A 17,895-nucleotide genomic window follows, 5' to 3' on the forward strand; every position below is an offset into this window, starting at 1 on the left:
GTCCGATGGGACACGGAGCGTAGCGCAGTCTGGTAGCGCACCTGATTTGGGATCAGGGGGTCGCAGGTTCGAATCCTGCCGCTCCGACCATTTTCTTCCCGGAATTCGACTGTTATATTTTACACGCAAGTGGCTTGTTACGAGCGATTTTATCGCGTTGACACAGCCATTCCTGTCTACTATTGCCAAACGTGGATTTGCCTACAAGGCAAGGTAAGTACAGCGCAAGGTTCGTCAAAATGGTTGCTCGCATCTATCGTCCAGCAAAGACTGCAATGCAGTCCGGCAAGGCCAAGACCGAGAAGTGGCTTTTGGAATATGAACCGGAAAAGGCGCGCAAGGTTGAGCCATTGATGGGCTATACCTCAACGAGCGATATGAAGAGCCAGATCCGCATTTTCTTTGACAGCAAGGAAGATGCCGTGGCCTACGCGGTTCGCAACCTCATTCCCTACACCGTTTTCGAACCGCATGAACCAAAGCGTCGCAAGGTGTCCTATTCGGACAATTTCCGTCACGACCGCACGCAACCCTGGACGCATTGATCGTCTGTCTGCATGCTGATGGCGGCAAAACCGCCATCCAACTGGTCCCGTAGCTCAGCTGGATAGAGCACCGGCCTTCTAAGCCGATGGTCGCAGGTTCGAATCCTGCCGGGATCGCCACCAATCCCCTTCATAGTCGTTTCATCCTGCCACAGCATTCGGGCAATTGACAGCCTCTGCCTCCGCGGCGGAAAAGCGAAAAGTAATTCCATAAAAAATGAAACCGGTTTTTCCGTCCGGAACTACGGAAAAACAACATGTTGAAGTAATCAGCATTTCCGTGAAGGCCCGAAACGCTCTAGTCGCTGATATGCTGCGGCTTTACCCTTTGGCTCACAGGTACGCCAGCCGATAGCGGATGCAGGGAATGAACCTCGAACGGTGCACCTGGCTCCTGCTCGACAAACAGGGCAATATTGCCCACTTCCACCGGCTCATCGAGCACGGGAGCGAAAAAGGCCGCCAATTGCCGTTCCACCAGATCCTGATCCTTTTCCGACACGGCACCCGTCAGTGTCATGTGAAAGCGGAACGCATCAAAGACATAAGGATATCCCCAGCGTTCCAGGAGATGGCGCTGGTTCTCGGTCAGTTTTTCCGGCTTTCTACGCGCAGTCTCTACCGCATTGAGCGGCGCCCGGAATCGGTCAAAGGCAACAACAACATCATTGGCCAGCTGATTGAGCTCCGATACCGGCGCATCGGGCACAAGGGCAAAGAAATCACCAAGCCGCCGGATCACCAGACGCGGAATCGTGAATGGCGTGATCGAGGCGGAAAAATGCAGCAAGGCTGACAGAAGCTCGCCTTCGCTCTTGCCTTCCGCAAGACGGAATGGCGCTTTCAGCGTGGCATGAAAACCATAGCGTCGCGGCTCTTCGGTAAGCGCTGCAATATCAAGTCCCTCAATCGCGCGCAGTGATGGCAATTTGACATTCGCCCCGCTGAATGCATCGCGTCCAAGCCAGTTGGCGGCAATCATGGTCAGCGCATCATTCGGCGGCGGAGTGAAATAGATTGCGTAGCGCATCGGCTATCCTTCCAAGCGTTGCAGCAAAAGGGACTGACTGCCCCCTCCTAGCAGCCGAATATGGCAACTCGATAAACTTTATGAAAAACCACAGCCATGCGTAAAGCTTGCCTAGCCACGGGGAACAGACATTGCTTCCCGCCTGATGCGACAGAAAGCAATGCAGGAGGTGCCTAGATTTCACGCAACTGATAGGTTTCCGGCACATAGCGATAGGAATCGCCATTCTTCTGCACATAGGCCAGGGCCGGGAATGGCATGTGATAGCCTATAAAGGGCAAGCGATCCGTGGCGATCATGTCCAGCACGCGCTTGCGTGTTTGCGCGGCCATTTCCTTATCCATGTCGAAGGCGACATGCCAATCCGGCCGCTGCAGGCTCAGCACAAAATGATTGACCGTATCGCCCGTCAGCATCAGCGTTCTGCCATCGGATGCAGTGACGCGGAAAATGAGGTGTCCTGGTGTGTGGCCATAGGCGGCCAGCGCCTGAATGCCCGGCACAAGCTCTGCCCTGTCATCAAGAAAGACCGCCTTGTCGGCCAGCGGCTTCACATTTTTGGCCACAAGGGCGGCATTGTTTTTCTGCGGACTGTCGAGCCGTGCCGGATCTGTCCAGAAATCAAATTCCTTCCGGCCGAAGGCATAACGCGCATTGGGAAAACTTGGCCGGTCATTTTCCATCAGGCCGCCAATGTGATCACCATGAAAATGCGTGAGCGCCACCAGCGTCACATCCTCCGGCATGACGCCGGAAGCCTTCAGCTGTTCGATCAGTCTACCCTGCCCCGCATCACGCGCGCCCGCGCCAAGCCCGGTATCAAACAGGATCAGCTCCCCGCCCGTCCTGATCAGCACGGGCGTGAAACCATTCACCAAATGACCAGTTGGCAGGAGATTTTCCTCCAGCAAGGCTGCAACCACCTTGGGATCCTGATCGATACCATAGATCTTTTCCGGATTGTTTGCGGAACGCCTGCCATCACTCAGTGTGGTAATTTCCAGGTCCCCCAGCATGAACCGGAAAAAGCCGGGATTTTCGACTGCGCCCTTGCGCACCTTGTCGCCATTTGCCGCGGCAGAACCTTCCGCTCCTGCCCGCTGCGGCATGAGCAGCCCAGCACCGGCGACAGTCGTGGTTGCAATAAAGTGCCGTCTTGAAACGCGCATGGACCTACCTCCCGTCTTCATGTCATGGCCGTGAATGCGATGCAATGTAATGCAGGATAAGGATTCTCCCCCTAATCCCGATTATTTTTACAATATCAGTCTGTCAGCGATTGAAAATATTGTCTTGATCTGTAAGTTAAGCTCATGCAGGACGACCTGCATCCTGGTTTGCATCGGGGACGGCCCCATGAGAGGTATCCTGTGACCGATGGCAAGCGAACCAATCCCGAAAACTGATCGATGAATGTGCCATTCTGCATTGCAGAATGCTGCGACCTTTTTGCGTCACCATTCTTGAAACTATTTTCCAGACAGGAAATCAAAATGGCATGGATTTATCTGGCTATTGCCGGCCTTCTTGAAGTCGTATGGTCGTTCTATATGAAAAAGTCCGAAGGCTTCAGCCTGCTCGTTCCGAGCATCATTACCCTCATCAGCATGATTGCAAGCTTCGCCCTGCTGGCCATTGCCATGCGCAATCTGCCACTTGGCACAGCCTATGCGGTGTGGACCGGCATTGGTGCCCTGGGCGCCCTGGTGCTCGGCATTGTCGTGCTTGGAGAAGCGGCAACCTTTTCCCGCATCATGAGCGCCTTGCTCATCCTTGCCGGCATTGCCGGCCTGAAACTGTCGTCCAGTTAAGCGACTTCTGGCTGAAACGAAAGGGAGGCTTTCGCCTCCCTCATCCTATCGCACCTGATCCAGCAGGCGCTTGCATTCCAGCAAATCGAACAATGCCTCCTGCAGCAGGGAGCGGTTGTCCTTGGACGGGCGTTTGCCATCCGCCCCGACCGGACCATCATCCTCGCCGCGCAACAGACCAAACAGTTTGCGCGCAGGTTGTGCCGGCTTGATGCCGCCCGGCAGCGCCAATTCGCTCTCAGAGCGTTCTTCTGCCGCCTGTTTTTCGGCTGTTGCCTGCTTTTGTCGCGTGATGGCCTCTATGGCCTGCACATCACCATTGCCCAGCGCAATGATGAATTGCGTATTGTTCTCACGCAAAAGGCGCTGCACGCCTTTGATCGTATAGCCCTGATCGTAAAGCAGGTGACGGATACCTTTAAGCAGTTCAACGTCGATCGGCCGATAATAACGCCGTCCACCACCGCGCTTCAGCGGCTTGATCTGTGTAAAACGCGTTTCCCAAAAACGAAGCACATGCTGCGGCAGGTCGAGACATTCCGCGACCTCGCTGATCGTCCTGTAAGCATCGGGGCTCTTGTCCATCCATCTGCCCTTTCAACGAGAACGACCTGTAGAGTCGTTCATCCTGTTGTTGCGACTTCAATGCGCCTTCATTCGGCTTACGCCTCTATGCCGGTTCATTGATCGCCATCCGCTCCGCACGCAAATGAAATGACCGGCCATTCTCGCATGCCCCCGAATACGAGAGGAATCATCACAAACGCTGATTTATTTTTTTCACATCGCTCACTTCTGGAAAAGTCGGAAATTGCAACAAACGCATAACACCAGCGAATCAAATAGTTGCCTGTCATTATAATATAATGCGGTCTTATGCACATCCTGCCCCAATGCTTGATGAAATGGCAGAAATTCTGGCGACTGCGTGTCCATACAGACAGGCTTTGCACGCGCTGCAGCAAGGGGCTGCAGCAAGACGTCATCCCTTCGGGAGGGATCAGAACAGCCCGAGATCGTGGAAGAAATCGCACCGACAATGACGGCAGAAATACACTGATGGCAGAAATACACTCAGCCACAGGTCAGACAGAGAACCCACACCGCAGCATGCCTGTCACACCACAACGGCCAGCCCGCCGCATTCGAGAAACACATGAGATGTCGAGCCTGGCCCAGGCTCAGATGAAAAATGCCGTCATCAACGGCATTTCTGGTCAGGACTTCTTGTTTTGAGCTGCACGCTTCTTGTGCTCCGCCAGAATACGCTGCTTGAGTACATTCGAAGCCTTGAACGTCATGACCCGGCGCGGCAAAATCGGCACTTCTTCACCCGTCTTGGGGTTACGGCCGATACGCTCATTCTTGTCGCGAACCTGGAACGTCGCAAAGGATGACAGCTTTACCGTTTCGCCATTGACGATCGCATCACAGACTTCATCGAGGATCATCTCGACTAGTGCAGCGGACTCAGTCCTGGACAGCCCTACCTTACGATATACTGCCTCTGCCAAATCAGCCCGCGTGACCGTTTTGCCTCCCATAACCGAACCTGCCTGGTTAGCGTTGAAACAGATAATATCTTTACATGACAGGACGTTACACAGATAAAAGCGGCTTGGTCAAGCCAACAGTTCAATTGCAGCTAATCATTTTTGCAACTTACCAGCGAAGAAGCACCGCCCCCCAGGTAAATCCGCCACCCATTGCTTCCAGCAGCACAAGATCACCCTGCTTGACGCGGCCATCAGCGACGGCAGTTGCAAGGGCAAGCGGCACGGAAGCTGCGGATGTATTGCCATGCTGATCAACCGTGATGACCACCTTTTCTTCGGCAATATTTAGCTTCTTGGCGGATGCATCAATAATACGCTTGTTGGCCTGGTGCGGCACGAACCAGTCAATATCCTCCGATCCCAGACCGGTCTCCGCAAAGGAGGCCTCTATCACATCGGTGATCATGCCGACTGCATGTTTGAACACTTCACGGCCTTCCATGCGCAAATGCCCAACCTGCTGATTCGTGGATGGACCACCATCGACATAGAGCTTTTCCTTGTGCGAGCCATCAGAACGCAGATTGGCTGCCAGAACGCCCCGATCAGAGGTCAGCCCCTTGCCTTCGGCTGCCTCAAGCACCAGTGCGCCTGCCCCATCCCCGAACAGAACGCAGGTTGTGCGATCCTTCCAATCCAGAATGCGCGAGAAGGTTTCCGAGCCGATCACCAGGACACGCTGCGCCATACCGCCGCGAATATAGAGATCAGCCGTGGTAAGGGCATAGATGAAACCGGAGCATACCGCCTGCAAATCAAAGGCAAACCCCTTGGTGATGCCAAGCTCACGCTGGATTTCCACCGCACTGGCCGGGAACGTATGATTTGGCGTAGAGGTGGCAAGCACGATCAAATCAATATCGGATGGCTGCAGGCCGGCATTTTCAAGCGCTGCGCGCGCAGCCGCCGCCCCCAGCGAAACCGTGGTTTCGCCTTCACCGGCAATGTGGCGCTGACGGATACCTGTCCGCTGAACGATCCATTCGTCAGAAGTGTCGACTACGCCTTCGAAGTCGGCATTTTTCATCACCCGCTTCGGCAGCGCTGCACCAATACCACGTACGACGGATCGTATCATCGTCAATATCCTGTCTTGATTATAGGCTCGCATCCGGAAATCTACGGCCTAAAAATTGTGCTGATGCTCCGTATCATCAAATAATACAGAATATCAATCATTTGACCGCAGCACTGTTCTCATGTGGATGAACATGGGGATGGCTTTGATGGAAATGCGCCAGATCGGCCTCGATTTTTTCCAGAAGCCGGTTACGCACCATGTCGTACCCCACTTCCACTGCAGAGCAGAAACCATCGGCATTGGCGCCGCCATGGCTCTTGATGACAATGCCGCTGAGGCCCAGGAAAACGCCGCCATTGACCTTGTTCGGATCCATCTTTTCGCGCAGGCGATCAAAGGCGCCTTTTGCGAAAACATAGCCGATCTTTGCAAGCAGCGTGCGGCTCATTGCCTGTTTCAGCAGTTCGGCGATCTGACGCGCCGTGCCTTCTGCCGTCTTGAGTGCAATATTGCCGGTAAAGCCTTCCGTCACGACAACATCAACCGTGCCCTTGCCTATATCATTGCCTTCGACAAAGCCAACATATTCAAGACCATCAAGCGGCGTGTCGCGCAGGATCTGGCCGGCTTCCTTGATTTCATCAAGGCCCTTGACCTCTTCCGTACCCACATTGAGCAGACCAACCGTCGGCTTGCGCACTTCAAACAGCGCGCGCGCCATGCCTGCCCCCATGACGGCATAATCGACCAGCTGACGCGCATCCGCGCCAATCGTTGCGCCAATGTCGAGCACGATGCTTTCGCCGCGCAAGGTCGGCCAGATACCGGCAATGGCCGGACGCTCCACATCCGCCATCATGCGCAGGCAGAATTTCGACATCGCCATTAGCGCGCCAGTATTGCCCGCCGAAACACAGGCATCAGCATCCCCCGTCTTGACCGCTTCAATGGCCTGCCACATGGAAGACTTGCCGCGGCCAGAGCGCAAGGCCTGGCTTGGCTTGTCGTCCATCTTGACCGCCATGAGGCTTGGGCGAAATTCGGAAGCAGCTGCCAGTTTTGGATAACGAGCCAGTACCGGTTCAACCTGTTCAGGCAAACCATAAAAGAGAAAGCGAATATCTGGATGGCGTTCAAACGCCTTCGCTGCGCCGGGGATGACAACTTCAGGGCCGAAATCGCCGCCCATGGCGTCAATCGAAATCTTGATCACTCTTGATTATTCCTATGCAGTCCGGAGCCATCCCTCGTATGTGCCAGATGGTTTTCCGCGAAAATAATGGTTTTGTATCGTCGCACAACCAATTTCTGCCAAATCACATCATTTCACGTCTTATCGCGCAATTGCGCCAGTTTTGCGAATGGGCTTTCAGGCTTGTTCTCGTCATCGCCGAAGGTAAGCGGTGCCGTTTCCTCCGGCAAGCCGGGCTTGCGTGGATATGGATCAATCGCCAGTTCGAAAAATTCTTCCGCCACCGCACCAACATCAATCCGGTCACCGGCAAATGTTTCCGGAATATCATCTCCATCCGCATCAAGCAGCATTTCCCCGCTTTCATCAAGCTGAATGCGCGCCAGTCGCGAATTTTCAGGCACGAAAATCGTATCCACCTCTTCCTCAATCCTGTTGATCAGCGGCTCAAGCGTGACCACACAGGCCTGAACAATCTCGGCCGCAATCTTGCCTCGGACACGAATTCCATCCCTTTTCCAGGGTGTTACGAGGAATTCCGCATCGAATGCATTGACGGCTTCCAGTCCATGCGTCCTCGCCAATGCCGCACGTTCCTTTTCATCCGTGCCAATTTTGACGATCACACCCTTTTGCGGAAGATGAAGAACCGGAACAGGATAGGTCAGCGCCGGCTTGTCAGTCATTGATCTTTTCTCCTTCGGCTTCTTGCTCAGCCGGATCCGACGCGGACACGATTCGCGCGGCATCGTAAAATTCAATTTCACCTGCGGCCAATGCCATATCATCAATCTCGTTCAAACGGTCACGGCAGCGACACATATAATCAGCGAGATAAGCAGCATAAGGCCAAAAAGCCAGATCGGGACGAATATTGCGGGTCAATGCCTCGGCAAGCCCATCCCTATCAGCGAAATCAAGCGCGCGCTCATAGGCCTGCACACGACCATAAAACATCCGCGCCAGTTTTTTCATGCGTTTTGGCACACCCTGATCGCCAATTCCAAGCTCGCGCAAGGAATGATCGACATCCTTGAAGAACTCGTCCGCTATATCCTGCGCCAAGGCCTGCAAGGACGGGCCACGCCCCTTCATCCGGTGAAGCACCAAGAATATATGCAGGGAAAGCATCTCATAACGGCCAAGTGGTGTATCTGGCACCAGAAAATGTGCATAAAATGTTTTTTGCCGCGCCGCCGCCACGATCGCTTCGTAGGCACGAAGACAGATGGCCTCATTTGCTTTCGACTTGCGACGAAATAATCGAAGAATCATATCTGTTTGACCGTATGAGTTGCATCTGGGAGCAAGGTGGTTTACCGAAGTTCTTGAGACGGCGAAAGTGCCGCGCTGATATTCAATTATGGAGAGGTCCTTGTTGCAGCGATTTTTAACGAGCGCATACAAACAGCGCACACTCCTCGCAAGCACGGTAATTCTCTTTTCGGCCGCACTGGCCGGATGCAACACAGCTTCAACGCTCAATCCGTCTGAAACACTGACGGAAGGCTATATCATTGACCAGGAAGCTTTGGCCTCGATCCCCGTCGGCTCCAGCCGTGAACAGGTGCTTCTTGCCATGGGTACGCCATCCACGACTGCAACCTTCGACAATGAAGTCTTCTACTATATTTCGCAGAAGAGCTATCGTGCGGCGGCGTTCATGAAGCCGAAAGTCATTGATCGTACCATCCTTGCCATCTATTTCGACAAGGACGGCAAGGTTGCACAGATTGCCAATTACGGCCTGAAGGATGGCAAGATCTTCGATTATATCACCCGCACGACGCCAACCGGCGGCAAGGATCAGACCTTCCTTGGCCAGATCATTCAGGGTGTCTCGAAAGCGCCAACATCGCTGGCGCCATCAGCCGGCCCCGGCATCTGATCGCTCCGTCAGTTCACAAGAAAACCCGCCTTTCGGCGGGTTTTCTTTTGCAGGTCACTCCATTCAAGCCAGATGTGCCAGAATGGCAAGCAGCAGCAGCGCCACAATATTGGTGATCTTGATCGCCGGATTGACAGCTGGCCCGGCCGTATCCTTGTAAGGATCGCCCACCGTATCACCGGTGACGGACGCCTTGTGCGCCTCGGAGCCTTTCAGATGTTTCACCCCGTCCTTGTCGGTAAAACCATCCTCAAAGCTTTTCTTGGCGTTATCCCATGCGCCGCCGCCCGACGTCATGGAAATGGCAACAAACAGCCCGTTGATGATTACGCCAAGCAGTGAAGCGCCAAGCGCTGCAAAGGCTGCCGCCTTGGAACCGGAAAACAGCAGAACGCCGAAATAGACCACCAGCGGCGCCAGCACCGGCAGAAGCGAGGGAAGGATCATTTCACGAATGGCCGCGCGGGTAAGAAGGTCAACTGCGCGCGCATAATCCGGACGCTCCGCCCCGGTCATGATGCCAGGCTTTTCCCTGAACTGACGGCGCACTTCCTCGACCACCGAACCGCCGGCGCGACCTACCGCCGTCATCGCTATACCGCCAAAGAGATAGGGAATGAGACTGCCGAAGATGAGCCCTGCCACCACATAAGGGTTGGACAGTTCAAACGACACCGGCCCCATATTGGCGAAATAGGGATAGGTTTCGCCATTGGCCGCAAAATAGGCCAGATCGTTGGAATAGGCCGCAAACAGCACCAGCGCGCCAAGACCTGCCGAACCGATGGCATAGCCCTTGGTGACGGCCTTGGTCGTATTGCCCACCGCATCAAGCGCGTCGGTTGACTTGCGCACCTCCGGATCAAGCCCCGCCATTTCGGCAATGCCGCCGGCATTGTCCGTGACCGGACCGAAGGCATCTAGCGCGACAATCATGCCGGCAATGCCCAGCATGGCGGTGACAGCAATTGCCGTACCGAACAGACCGGCAAGCTGATAGGTGGTGATGATGCCGCCAACGATGACGATGGCAGGCAGTGCGGTTGATTCAAGCGAAACGGCAAGGCCCTGAATGACATTGGTGCCGTGGCCGGTGACGGAAGCCTGCGCGATCGAATTGACCGGACGCTTGTTGGTTCCGGTGTAATATTCGGTAATCAGCACGATCAGCCCGGTAACGATCAGACCAATCAGTCCGCAGATGAAGAGACTGGCCCCGGTAATGCTCTGGCCTGCAACAATGCCGATCTCACCCCAGCCAATGGTGAGCATATTGGCAACCGCCAGACCAAGGATGGACAGAAGGCCGGTTGCGATCAGCCCCTTGTAGAGCGCCCCCATGATCGAACCATTGACACCAAGCTTGACAAAAAATGTGCCTGCAATCGAGGTGATCACGCAGGCTCCCCCAATCATCAGCGGATAAAGCATGATGGTGGCAAGCATTGGCGAGGCGCCGAAGAAGATCGCCGCCAGAACCATGGTCGCAACCACGGTCACCGCATAGGTCTCGAACAGGTCTGCCGCCATGCCGGCACAGTCACCGACATTATCGCCGACATTATCGGCAATGGTTGCCGGATTGCGAGGATCGTCCTCCGGAATACCTGCTTCCACCTTGCCGACCAGATCACCACCGACATCCGCACCCTTGGTGAAAATGCCACCGCCCAGACGCGCAAAGATCGAAATCAGCGATGCGCCAAAGCCAAGTGCCACCAATGCGTCAATGACCACACGATCAGATGGCGCATAACCAAGACAGACAGTCAGCACGAAATAATAGACCGACACGCCAAGAAGTGCGAGACCGGCCACCAGAAGGCCGGTAATGGCGCCTGACCTGAAGGCGAGCTCCAGACCATCGGCAAGACTGAGCGAGGCTGCCTGCGCCGTGCGCACATTGGCACGCACCGACACATTCATGCCGATAAAGCCGGTAATGCCCGACAGGACCGCCCCAATCAGGAAGCCGATTGCTGCCGTCAGCGACAACAGCAACCAGGCCAGCAGAAAGACAACAATCCCGACAATGGCAATGGTTGAATATTGTCGGGCGAGATAGGCCTGCGCGCCCTCCCGGATCGCGCCCGCAATCTCCTGCATGCGGCTCGTCCCCTGATCGGCTGCCAGAACCGATCGTGTCGCCCAGATTGCATAAAGAACAGATAACACGCCACAGACAATGACGAGCAGAAGAACAGACACTCCAGCTTCCATAAAGCCAACTCCCATGAGCTTGCGTAACCAACGGCGGCCGCATAGCGGTCGTCGGCAGTCCACGCGTGGAATCTGATCCGAACCCCCTCCCGGATCATAGAAGAGCGGCATCGAAGTGCCTGAAGCCAAAAGCGGAACCGGGCTTCAACGGTTAGTCTGTCATGGACATTGCCTCTGGTCAGGACAACGCAATGTCACGCATTTCAGCATTCTCAATGCCGCATGGGCAGCATGCGAAACGGTTTAATAAAGGTCAAGCGGTTCTTGCCGCCATACAATGCAAAATGGCTGTGATTTCTCACAGCCATCCCTCATGTCAGAAAACAGGAAAACTCAGCCTTTCGGACGCAGCCTGGCATTGCGGCTTTCACCGCGAACGACAAAGGCGATACGGTCAAGCACCGCATTGACGAGCTTCGGCTCATCATCCGAATAGAAGGCCTTGGCGATATCGACATATTCCGAAACGATGACCGCAGTCGGCACATCCTTGCGGCTTTTCAGCTCCCATGCGCCGGCGCGCAGAATGGCACGCAGCGTCGAGTCCAGACGTGACAGGGGCCAGTCTTCCGTCAATGCCTGATGGATCAGCGGATCAAGCTTGAGCTGGGCATCGACAACGCCCGCGACAATGGCGCGAAACCATTGCGGATCAGCATCGAGGTATTGCGTTCCATCCACTTCCTTGCCGAGACGGAAGGCTTCATATTCAGCCACGATTTCCATCACGCCCGTGCCGGCAACATCCATCTGGTACAGCGCCTGAACGGCGGCAAGACGGGCCGCGCCGCGCTTGTTGGCCGTGCGCGGCGCATTGTTATGCGGACGTGGTTCTGCAGGAGCGCCCATGATCATCAGGCTCCGAATTTCTTGCGCAATTCGATCATGGTCAGGGCTGCGCGTGCGGCAAAGCCGCCCTTGTCCTTGTCGTCACGACGTGCGCGCGCCCAGGCCTGTTCCTCATTCTCAACCGTGAGAATGCCATTGCCGATCGCCAGGCCTTCCTCGACCGAAAGATCCATCAGCGCACGGCAGGATTCATTGGCGACAATGTCAAAATGATAGGTTTCGCCGCGAATGACCGTGCCCAGTGCCACAAAGCCATCATAGTGCGTGCCGCCATTGTCAGCGCCATCCAGCGCAAAGGAAATGGTCGCCGGAATTTCCAATGCCCCCGGAACGGTTACGACATCATAGGTCGCGCCAGCTTCATCAAGAGCGGCTTTTGCGCCATCCAGCAGCGCATCGGCCAGATCGTCGTAAAAACGTGCTTCGACAATGAGCAGATGCGGCGCACGCGCCTCGTACTTGGACATGGGATACTCCGTGACAATGTTTTGCGAACCGCAAAGATGCGATCAACGCCTGAAACTGAAATGCCCTGCAGGCTCTTTGGCTTTAGGCTCTAAGCCTATTTCCTATATTGCGCAAGCCTTGCTGCATAACGTGCAAGCTGGTCGATTTCGATATTGACCCTGTCACCCACCTTGCGCTCCCCCCATGTGGTCACTTCCAGCGTGTGGCGGATGATCAGAACGTCAAATTCATTGTCCTGCACGTCATTGACCGTCAGCGAGGTGCCATCCAGCGCAACCGACCCCTTCTGGGCAATAAAGGGGGCAAGCGTTTCCGGCGCACGCAGGGTGAAACGCACCGCATCTCCTTCTTCCTTGCGCGCGATGATTTCCGCCTGTCCATCGACATGGCCGGAAACCAGATGCCCGCCCATTTCATCACCGAGCTTCAGCGAACGTTCCAGATTGATCCGCGTACCAACCTGCCAGGTTGCAATCGAGGTCAGCCGCAATGCTTCTTCCCAGGCCTCGACCTCAAACCAATGCGCATTGCTGCTCTTTTCCGGCAGGGCCACGACCGTCAGGCAGACACCAGAGCAGGCAATCGATGCGCCAAGCTCGATTGTTTCAGGATCATAGGCCGTTTCGATGCGCAGCAAAACGCCTTCATTCAGTGGCTTGATCCGTTCGACCTTGCCGATATCCGTGACAATGCCTGTGAACATCAGGCCCCCCTTACATATTCGATATAGCAGTCGTCACCATAATGCGACTGTCTCAGTTTCTTGTATTTTTCTGAGATATGGGTTGAAAGCCCGCGAACGGCAATACCACGCGCGGCATCAATTTCGTTCGGCGACTGGAAAATCGCCAGACGATCCACCAGATCATCATCCAGAAAGCTTTCGGCAATCCGTGCACCGCCTTCAACAAGCACAGACGCAATCCCCTGCGCGGCCAAGTCATCCATCAGCTCCGGCAGGGAAATGCGCCCCTCAAAGCTTTCATTGGCAAGAACCCGGCAACCGGCATTGATCAGCGCCTCGCGCCTTGTCTCCGGCGCATCCTCGCGGCAGGCGATCCAGACGGGAATTTCGGCGGCCGAGCGCACCAGCCTGGATGTCAATGGCAGGCGCAAATGATCATCCAGCACCAGCCGGATAGGCGAGCGCTGTTCGAGCCCTGGCAGACGGCAGGTAAGCAGCGGATCATCCGCCAGCGCCGTACCGATCCCGATCAGGATCACATCGCTTTGCGCGCGCATGATATGGGCCTGTGCCCTTGAGACCACACCGGAAATTGCCACCTGGCCTTCGCCCTGAAGGCCGATCATGCCATTGGTCGACAGCGCAAGCTTGAGCGTCACTTCCGGTCGTTTTCTGGAAGAGCGCATCAAATAGCCGGCAAGATCATCGGCTGCTTCTGTGGACAGTACATTGGTGACGACCTCGATGCCGGCCGCGTGCAGAATGGCAAATCCCTTGCCGCTCACCCGCTCATCCGGATCTGTCGTCGCAACCACCACGCGTGCCACACCAGCACGCACCAGTGCTTCCGCGCAAGGTGGCGTCTTGCCATGATGGGCGCAGGGCTCAAGCGTCACATAGGCGGTTGCACCACGTGCTGCCTCTCCGGCCTCGGCAATGGCCTGTGTCTCGGCATGTGGCCTGCCTCCCAGCGCCGTAACACCACGCCCGATGATCACGCCATCCCTGACCAGAATTGTGCCGACGGAGGGATTGGTGCCGGTCAGTCCCTTGTGCCGGCGCGCAAACCGTATGGCCGTTGCCATGAAGCGCTGGTCATCCATTGCAATGTCAGATGCGGTCATTCCGGCTGCGCTCATGCCGTTCTACTCTTCCACATCCTCGGACGCGGTCAGTTCATCGATAACATTGTGAAAGTCAACCGCCTTGCTGAAATTGCGATAGACCGAGGCGAAGCGGATATAGGCAATATCATCGATGCCTTTCAGCGCATCCATGGCCAGGCGTCCGATTTCCTCGGACGTCACTTCCGCTTCACCCGAACTTTCAAGCTGGCGCACAATGCCCGAAATGGCGCGTTCCACCCGTTCCACATCGACATCGCGCTTGCGCAGTGCAACTTCAATCGAGCGCGTCAGCTTGTCACGATCAAATGGCACGCGCCGTCCACTTTTCTTGATCACCATCAGATCGCGCAACTGCACACGCTCAAATGTGGTGAAACGACCGCCACAGACGGAACAGACCCGACGCCTGCGAATAACCGCGCCCTCTTCGGCGGGCCGTGAATCCTTCACTTGCGTATCTTCAGACTGACAATAGGGACAACGCATGGAACTCTCCCGACACTGGAGCTGGCCTCAGGGACGTGGCCGCAGCTGATTCCCGGCACCATAGCCTATCAACCCGACGCGACCAGACAAGACAAGACAATAACAAAAAGCCCCACTCACCGAAAATGAATGGGGCTTTTTTAAAAAACGATGCAGTTCCGATCAGCCGAGATAGTCATACATCGGGAAGCGTTCGGTCAGGGCAATGACCTTCTGCTTCACTGCTGCTTCAACTGCGGCATTGCCTTCGTCCGAATTGGCAACCTTGAGGCCATCGAGAACTTCGGCAATGAGCGCGCCGATTTCCTTGAACTCGGCGGTGCCGAAACCACGTGTCGTGCCAGCCGGCGTGCCAAGACGGATGCCGGAAGTGACAAACGGCTTTTCAGGATCGAACGGAATACCGTTCTTGTTGCAGGTGATGTTGGCGCGACCAAGGGCAGCCTCCGCCCGCTTGCCGGTTGCGTTCTTCGGACGCAGATCGACCAGCATCAGGTGGTTGTCTGTACCACCCGAAACAATGTTCAGGCCCTGTGCCTTCAGCTCGTCCGCCAGAGCGCGTGCATTATTTACGACATTCTGTGCGTAGAGCTTGAATTCCGGCTTCAACGCCTCACCCAGCGCAACCGCCTTGCCAGCGATGACATGCATCAGCGGCCCACCCTGCAGACCAGGGAAGACAGCCGAATTGATCTTCTTGGCGATGTCTGGATCGTTGGTCAGGATCATGCCGCCACGTGGGCCGCGCAGCGACTTGTGCGTCGTCGTGGTGACAACATGGGCATGCGGCACTGGCGACGGATGTACGCCACCGGCAACCAGACCGGCAATATGCGCCATGTCAACCATGAGATAGGCGCCGACTTCATCAGCGATTTCACGGAAGCGTTTCCAGTCCCAGATGCGCGAATAGGCCGTGCCGCCAGCAAGGATCAGCTTCGGCTTGTTCTCACGTGCCAGACGCGCAACCTCGTCCATGTCGATCAGGTGATCATCCTGACGAACGCCGTAGGAAACGACGTTGAACCACTTGCCGGACATATTGACCGGCGAACCATGCGTCAGGTGGCCGCCCGAATTCAGATCAAGCCCCATGAATGTGTCGCCCGGCTGCAGAAGCGCCAGAAACACCGCCTGGTTCATCTGGCTGCCGGAATTGGGCTGGACATTGGCAAATTCCGCATTGAAGAGCTTCTTGGCGCGTTCAATCGCCAGCTCCTCAACAACGTCAACATACTGGCAACCACCATAATAACGCTTGCCCGGATAACCTTCGGCATATTTGTTGGTCAGGATCGAGCCCTGCGCTTCCAGAACAGCGCGCGATACAATATTTTCCGAAGCAATCAGTTCGATCTCATGGCGCTGACGGCCAAGTTCCTTACGAATTGCAGCAAAAATCTCGGAATCGACCTCTTCGAGGCTGGCGTTGAAGAACGCGTTTGAAAACGCATTCCTGGTGTTGTCGTGCGACATGGTTCCACACCCTTTGATTAACCCGGCAAAAGCGAAATGGCTGTGGCGGCATTATCATACTTGTTGCTGCAAGGCCAATGGTCGCAATCCGAAAAATTTATACCAAAATACGACAAATGGATTTAAGCCGGTGAAAAATATGAAAAGCCGCCCGGTCGATCTCCGGGCGGCTGCAATCTCGATCAATCGGCACGAATCAGGTGGCGCTGCCTAGCGCCAGCTCTGCAGCGCCATCCAGCTTGTAAATATCGTCACGGAACTGCACGACGCCACCGCCGGTTGACCAGGCGCTGATATAGACAAAATGCAACGGCACCGGATCGGCAAGCTGGATCGGCGTATTGACGCCCGACTGAATGGTGCTTTCAATCGCCCGACGATCCCAGCCCGGCGTGTTCTTCAGCAGCCAGACGTCAAGATCGCGAATATTCTGCACGCGCACGCAGCCCGAGGAGTCAAAGCGCATGAGCTTGTTGAAATAGCTCTTCTGCGGTGTATCGTGCATGTAAACGGCATAAGGATTGTGGAAGTTGATCTTTGTCGAGGACATGGCATTGATCTTGCCCGGATCCTGACGGAACATCAGCTTTACGGCCTCGTCCGTATTCCAGTCGACGCTTTCCGGTGCAACTTCCTGACCGGACTGGTCGTAAAGGCGGATCTTGTTCTTGGCCAGATATTGCGGATCCTTGCGCATCAGCGGAATGATGTCCTTCTGGATGATCGACTTTGGCGCCGTCCAGTAAGGATTGAGGATGACCTCATGGATCTTGGAATTGAGGATCGGCGTCTGGCGGTCGATCTTGCCGACAACGGCAGTATGGCGCTGTACGACGCTGCCATTTTCCACCGCTTCGATGCGTGCGGCCGGAATATTGACCATGACAAAGCGTGGTTCAGAGCCGCCGGTCGCCACAAGCTCGTTGAGACGCTGCAGATTGATCTGCAACTGGTTGAGGCGCGCAGGCGCGCTCACATTCATCGCCGCATAGGTAAACTGTCCCATGACGCCATCGGCCGGCAGGCCATGGCGCGCCTGAAAACGCTTCACCGCCGCATCAACATAAGTGTCAAACGCATTGGAAATACCCGCACTTTGCGGCAGGTCGCCCGTGACCATGAGACGGCGACGCAAGGCCTGCACCGCCGGATCGCTCATGCCAAGCTGAAGCTTGGCCTGGCCCGGCACTTCCGGCCAGCCGCCACGCGCGACAATATCCATATATTGTCCGATTGCGGTCTGCACATCGGCGATGGTCTGTGCGCTGATCACCGGCTGGTTGGTTGCAACAGTCTTGCTGCTTGGAACACGTGCATCGAACTGATCATCCCAATTTCCCCGACGCGGCGCAGCAAGCACATCATTGAGCGCCTGCTGGGCAAAAGAGGCAGAAGCAACAGAGGAAACGGCAGCTGTCAGTCCGACAGTTGCTGCACCGCGCAGGAAGCGGCGGCGATCCACAGTGAAAGCTTCAGCAGTTTTATCGGTCTTGGTCATCGTCTAGTCGTCCCGGAAAGGCTGCACCGCATAAACGGCATTG

The 17,895-nt window shown here is 55.6% G+C and carries 19 protein-coding genes and 2 tRNA genes; 5 read left to right on the forward strand and 16 right to left on the reverse strand.

What is annotated here, in order from left to right; translation table 11 throughout:
* The first annotated feature begins 13 nt into the window (after positions 1 to 13).
* The 3 genes from ACFO1V_RS08775 to ACFO1V_RS08785 all read left to right on the forward strand — a co-directional run bounded on the left by ACFO1V_RS08775 (position 14) and on the right by ACFO1V_RS08785 (position 665).
* Positions 14 to 90, forward strand: a tRNA-Pro gene (locus ACFO1V_RS08775).
* Positions 91 to 239: 149 nt separating this feature from the next.
* Positions 240 to 545 (forward strand): ETC complex I subunit, encoded by a 306-nt coding sequence (locus ACFO1V_RS08780; protein WP_374829338.1) that lies wholly within the window; start codon positions 240 to 242, stop codon positions 543 to 545.
* A 43-nt stretch (positions 546 to 588) separates the two neighbouring features.
* A tRNA-Arg gene (locus ACFO1V_RS08785) sits at positions 589 to 665 on the forward strand.
* A 178-nt stretch (positions 666 to 843) separates the two neighbouring features.
* Here ACFO1V_RS08785 and ACFO1V_RS08790 read toward each other — a convergent pair.
* Positions 844 to 1,575 (reverse strand): DUF1045 domain-containing protein, encoded by a 732-nt coding sequence (locus ACFO1V_RS08790; protein WP_374829336.1) that lies wholly within the window; start codon positions 1,573 to 1,575, stop codon positions 844 to 846.
* Between the two features lie 173 nt (positions 1,576 to 1,748).
* Positions 1,749 to 2,744 carry an MBL fold metallo-hydrolase gene (locus ACFO1V_RS08795; RefSeq protein ID WP_374829334.1) on the reverse strand — a complete coding sequence of 332 codons (996 nt, stop codon included), beginning with the start codon at positions 2,742 to 2,744 and terminating at the stop codon, positions 1,749 to 1,751.
* 324 nt (positions 2,745 to 3,068) lie between these two features.
* On the opposite strand from ACFO1V_RS08795, the gene sugE reads away from it, so the two are divergent.
* Positions 3,069 to 3,386, forward strand: a complete 318-nt coding sequence (gene sugE, locus ACFO1V_RS08800) for a quaternary ammonium compound efflux SMR transporter SugE (RefSeq protein ID WP_374829332.1) — start codon at positions 3,069 to 3,071, stop codon at positions 3,384 to 3,386.
* A 45-nt stretch (positions 3,387 to 3,431) separates the two neighbouring features.
* On the opposite strand, the gene ACFO1V_RS08805 is transcribed toward sugE, so the two are convergent.
* The 6 genes from ACFO1V_RS08805 to ACFO1V_RS08830 form a co-directional block, all read right to left on the reverse strand.
* Positions 3,432 to 3,971, reverse strand: coding sequence for a MerR family transcriptional regulator (locus ACFO1V_RS08805; protein WP_374829330.1), 540 nt, complete (start codon positions 3,969 to 3,971; stop codon positions 3,432 to 3,434).
* Positions 3,972 to 4,603: 632 nt separating this feature from the next.
* Entirely contained in the window at positions 4,604 to 4,930 is a 327-nt protein-coding gene (locus ACFO1V_RS08810; RefSeq protein ID WP_374829328.1) for an integration host factor subunit alpha, read from the reverse strand.
* Positions 4,931 to 5,048: 118 nt separating this feature from the next.
* A complete protein-coding gene (locus ACFO1V_RS08815) occupies positions 5,049 to 6,020 on the reverse strand; it encodes a beta-ketoacyl-ACP synthase III (RefSeq protein ID WP_374829326.1) in 972 nt (323 codons plus the stop codon).
* A gap of 97 nt (positions 6,021 to 6,117) precedes the next feature.
* Complete coding sequence (gene plsX, locus ACFO1V_RS08820) at positions 6,118 to 7,176, reverse strand: phosphate acyltransferase PlsX (RefSeq protein ID WP_374829324.1); 1,059 nt, start codon at positions 7,174 to 7,176, stop codon at positions 6,118 to 6,120.
* A 113-nt stretch (positions 7,177 to 7,289) separates the two neighbouring features.
* Positions 7,290 to 7,841, reverse strand: a complete 552-nt coding sequence (locus ACFO1V_RS08825) for a YceD family protein (RefSeq protein WP_374829322.1) — start codon at positions 7,839 to 7,841, stop codon at positions 7,290 to 7,292.
* A complete protein-coding gene (locus tag ACFO1V_RS08830) occupies positions 7,834 to 8,430 on the reverse strand; it encodes a ubiquinol-cytochrome C chaperone family protein (protein ID WP_374829664.1) in 597 nt (198 codons plus the stop codon). The genes ACFO1V_RS08825 and ACFO1V_RS08830 overlap by 8 nt, the downstream gene beginning before the upstream one ends.
* 100 nt (positions 8,431 to 8,530) lie before the next feature.
* Between ACFO1V_RS08830 and ACFO1V_RS08835 the strand changes: the two genes are divergently transcribed.
* Positions 8,531 to 9,043: an outer membrane protein assembly factor BamE gene (locus ACFO1V_RS08835; RefSeq protein ID WP_374829320.1), complete on the forward strand. Its 513-nt coding sequence runs from the start codon at positions 8,531 to 8,533 to the stop codon at positions 9,041 to 9,043.
* A gap of 63 nt (positions 9,044 to 9,106) precedes the next feature.
* On the opposite strand, the gene ACFO1V_RS08840 is transcribed toward ACFO1V_RS08835, so the two are convergent.
* From ACFO1V_RS08840 to ACFO1V_RS08875, 8 genes are all read right to left on the reverse strand, one after another.
* Positions 9,107 to 11,263 carry a sodium-translocating pyrophosphatase gene (locus ACFO1V_RS08840; protein ID WP_374829318.1) on the reverse strand — a complete coding sequence of 719 codons (2,157 nt, stop codon included), beginning with the start codon at positions 11,261 to 11,263 and terminating at the stop codon, positions 9,107 to 9,109.
* A 333-nt stretch (positions 11,264 to 11,596) separates the two neighbouring features.
* On the reverse strand, positions 11,597 to 12,112 hold the full coding sequence (nusB, locus tag ACFO1V_RS08845) for a transcription antitermination factor NusB (RefSeq protein WP_374829316.1): 516 nt from the start codon (positions 12,110 to 12,112) through the stop codon (positions 11,597 to 11,599).
* A 5-nt stretch (positions 12,113 to 12,117) separates the two neighbouring features.
* Entirely contained in the window at positions 12,118 to 12,579 is a 462-nt protein-coding gene (locus ACFO1V_RS08850; protein ID WP_374829314.1) for a 6,7-dimethyl-8-ribityllumazine synthase, read from the reverse strand.
* A 95-nt stretch (positions 12,580 to 12,674) separates the two neighbouring features.
* Positions 12,675 to 13,283 carry a riboflavin synthase gene (locus ACFO1V_RS08855; protein ID WP_374829312.1) on the reverse strand — a complete coding sequence of 203 codons (609 nt, stop codon included), beginning with the start codon at positions 13,281 to 13,283 and terminating at the stop codon, positions 12,675 to 12,677.
* Complete coding sequence (ribD, locus tag ACFO1V_RS08860; protein WP_380075075.1) at positions 13,283 to 14,404, reverse strand: bifunctional diaminohydroxyphosphoribosylaminopyrimidine deaminase/5-amino-6-(5-phosphoribosylamino)uracil reductase RibD; 1,122 nt, start codon at positions 14,402 to 14,404, stop codon at positions 13,283 to 13,285. The genes ACFO1V_RS08855 and ribD overlap by 1 nt, the downstream gene beginning before the upstream one ends.
* Positions 14,405 to 14,410: 6 nt before the next feature.
* Positions 14,411 to 14,878 carry a transcriptional regulator NrdR gene (nrdR, locus tag ACFO1V_RS08865; protein ID WP_374829308.1) on the reverse strand — a complete coding sequence of 156 codons (468 nt, stop codon included), beginning with the start codon at positions 14,876 to 14,878 and terminating at the stop codon, positions 14,411 to 14,413.
* A 162-nt stretch (positions 14,879 to 15,040) separates the two neighbouring features.
* A complete protein-coding gene (gene glyA, locus ACFO1V_RS08870) occupies positions 15,041 to 16,354 on the reverse strand; it encodes a serine hydroxymethyltransferase (protein ID WP_374829306.1) in 1,314 nt (437 codons plus the stop codon).
* A gap of 196 nt (positions 16,355 to 16,550) precedes the next feature.
* On the reverse strand, positions 16,551 to 17,852 hold the full coding sequence (locus ACFO1V_RS08875; RefSeq protein ID WP_374829304.1) for a L,D-transpeptidase family protein: 1,302 nt from the start codon (positions 17,850 to 17,852) through the stop codon (positions 16,551 to 16,553).
* Positions 17,853 to 17,895 lie beyond the last annotated feature (43 nt).

The organism is Daeguia caeni (assembly GCF_042653845.1).
GTDB lineage: Bacteria > Pseudomonadota > Alphaproteobacteria > Rhizobiales > Rhizobiaceae > Brucella > Brucella caeni.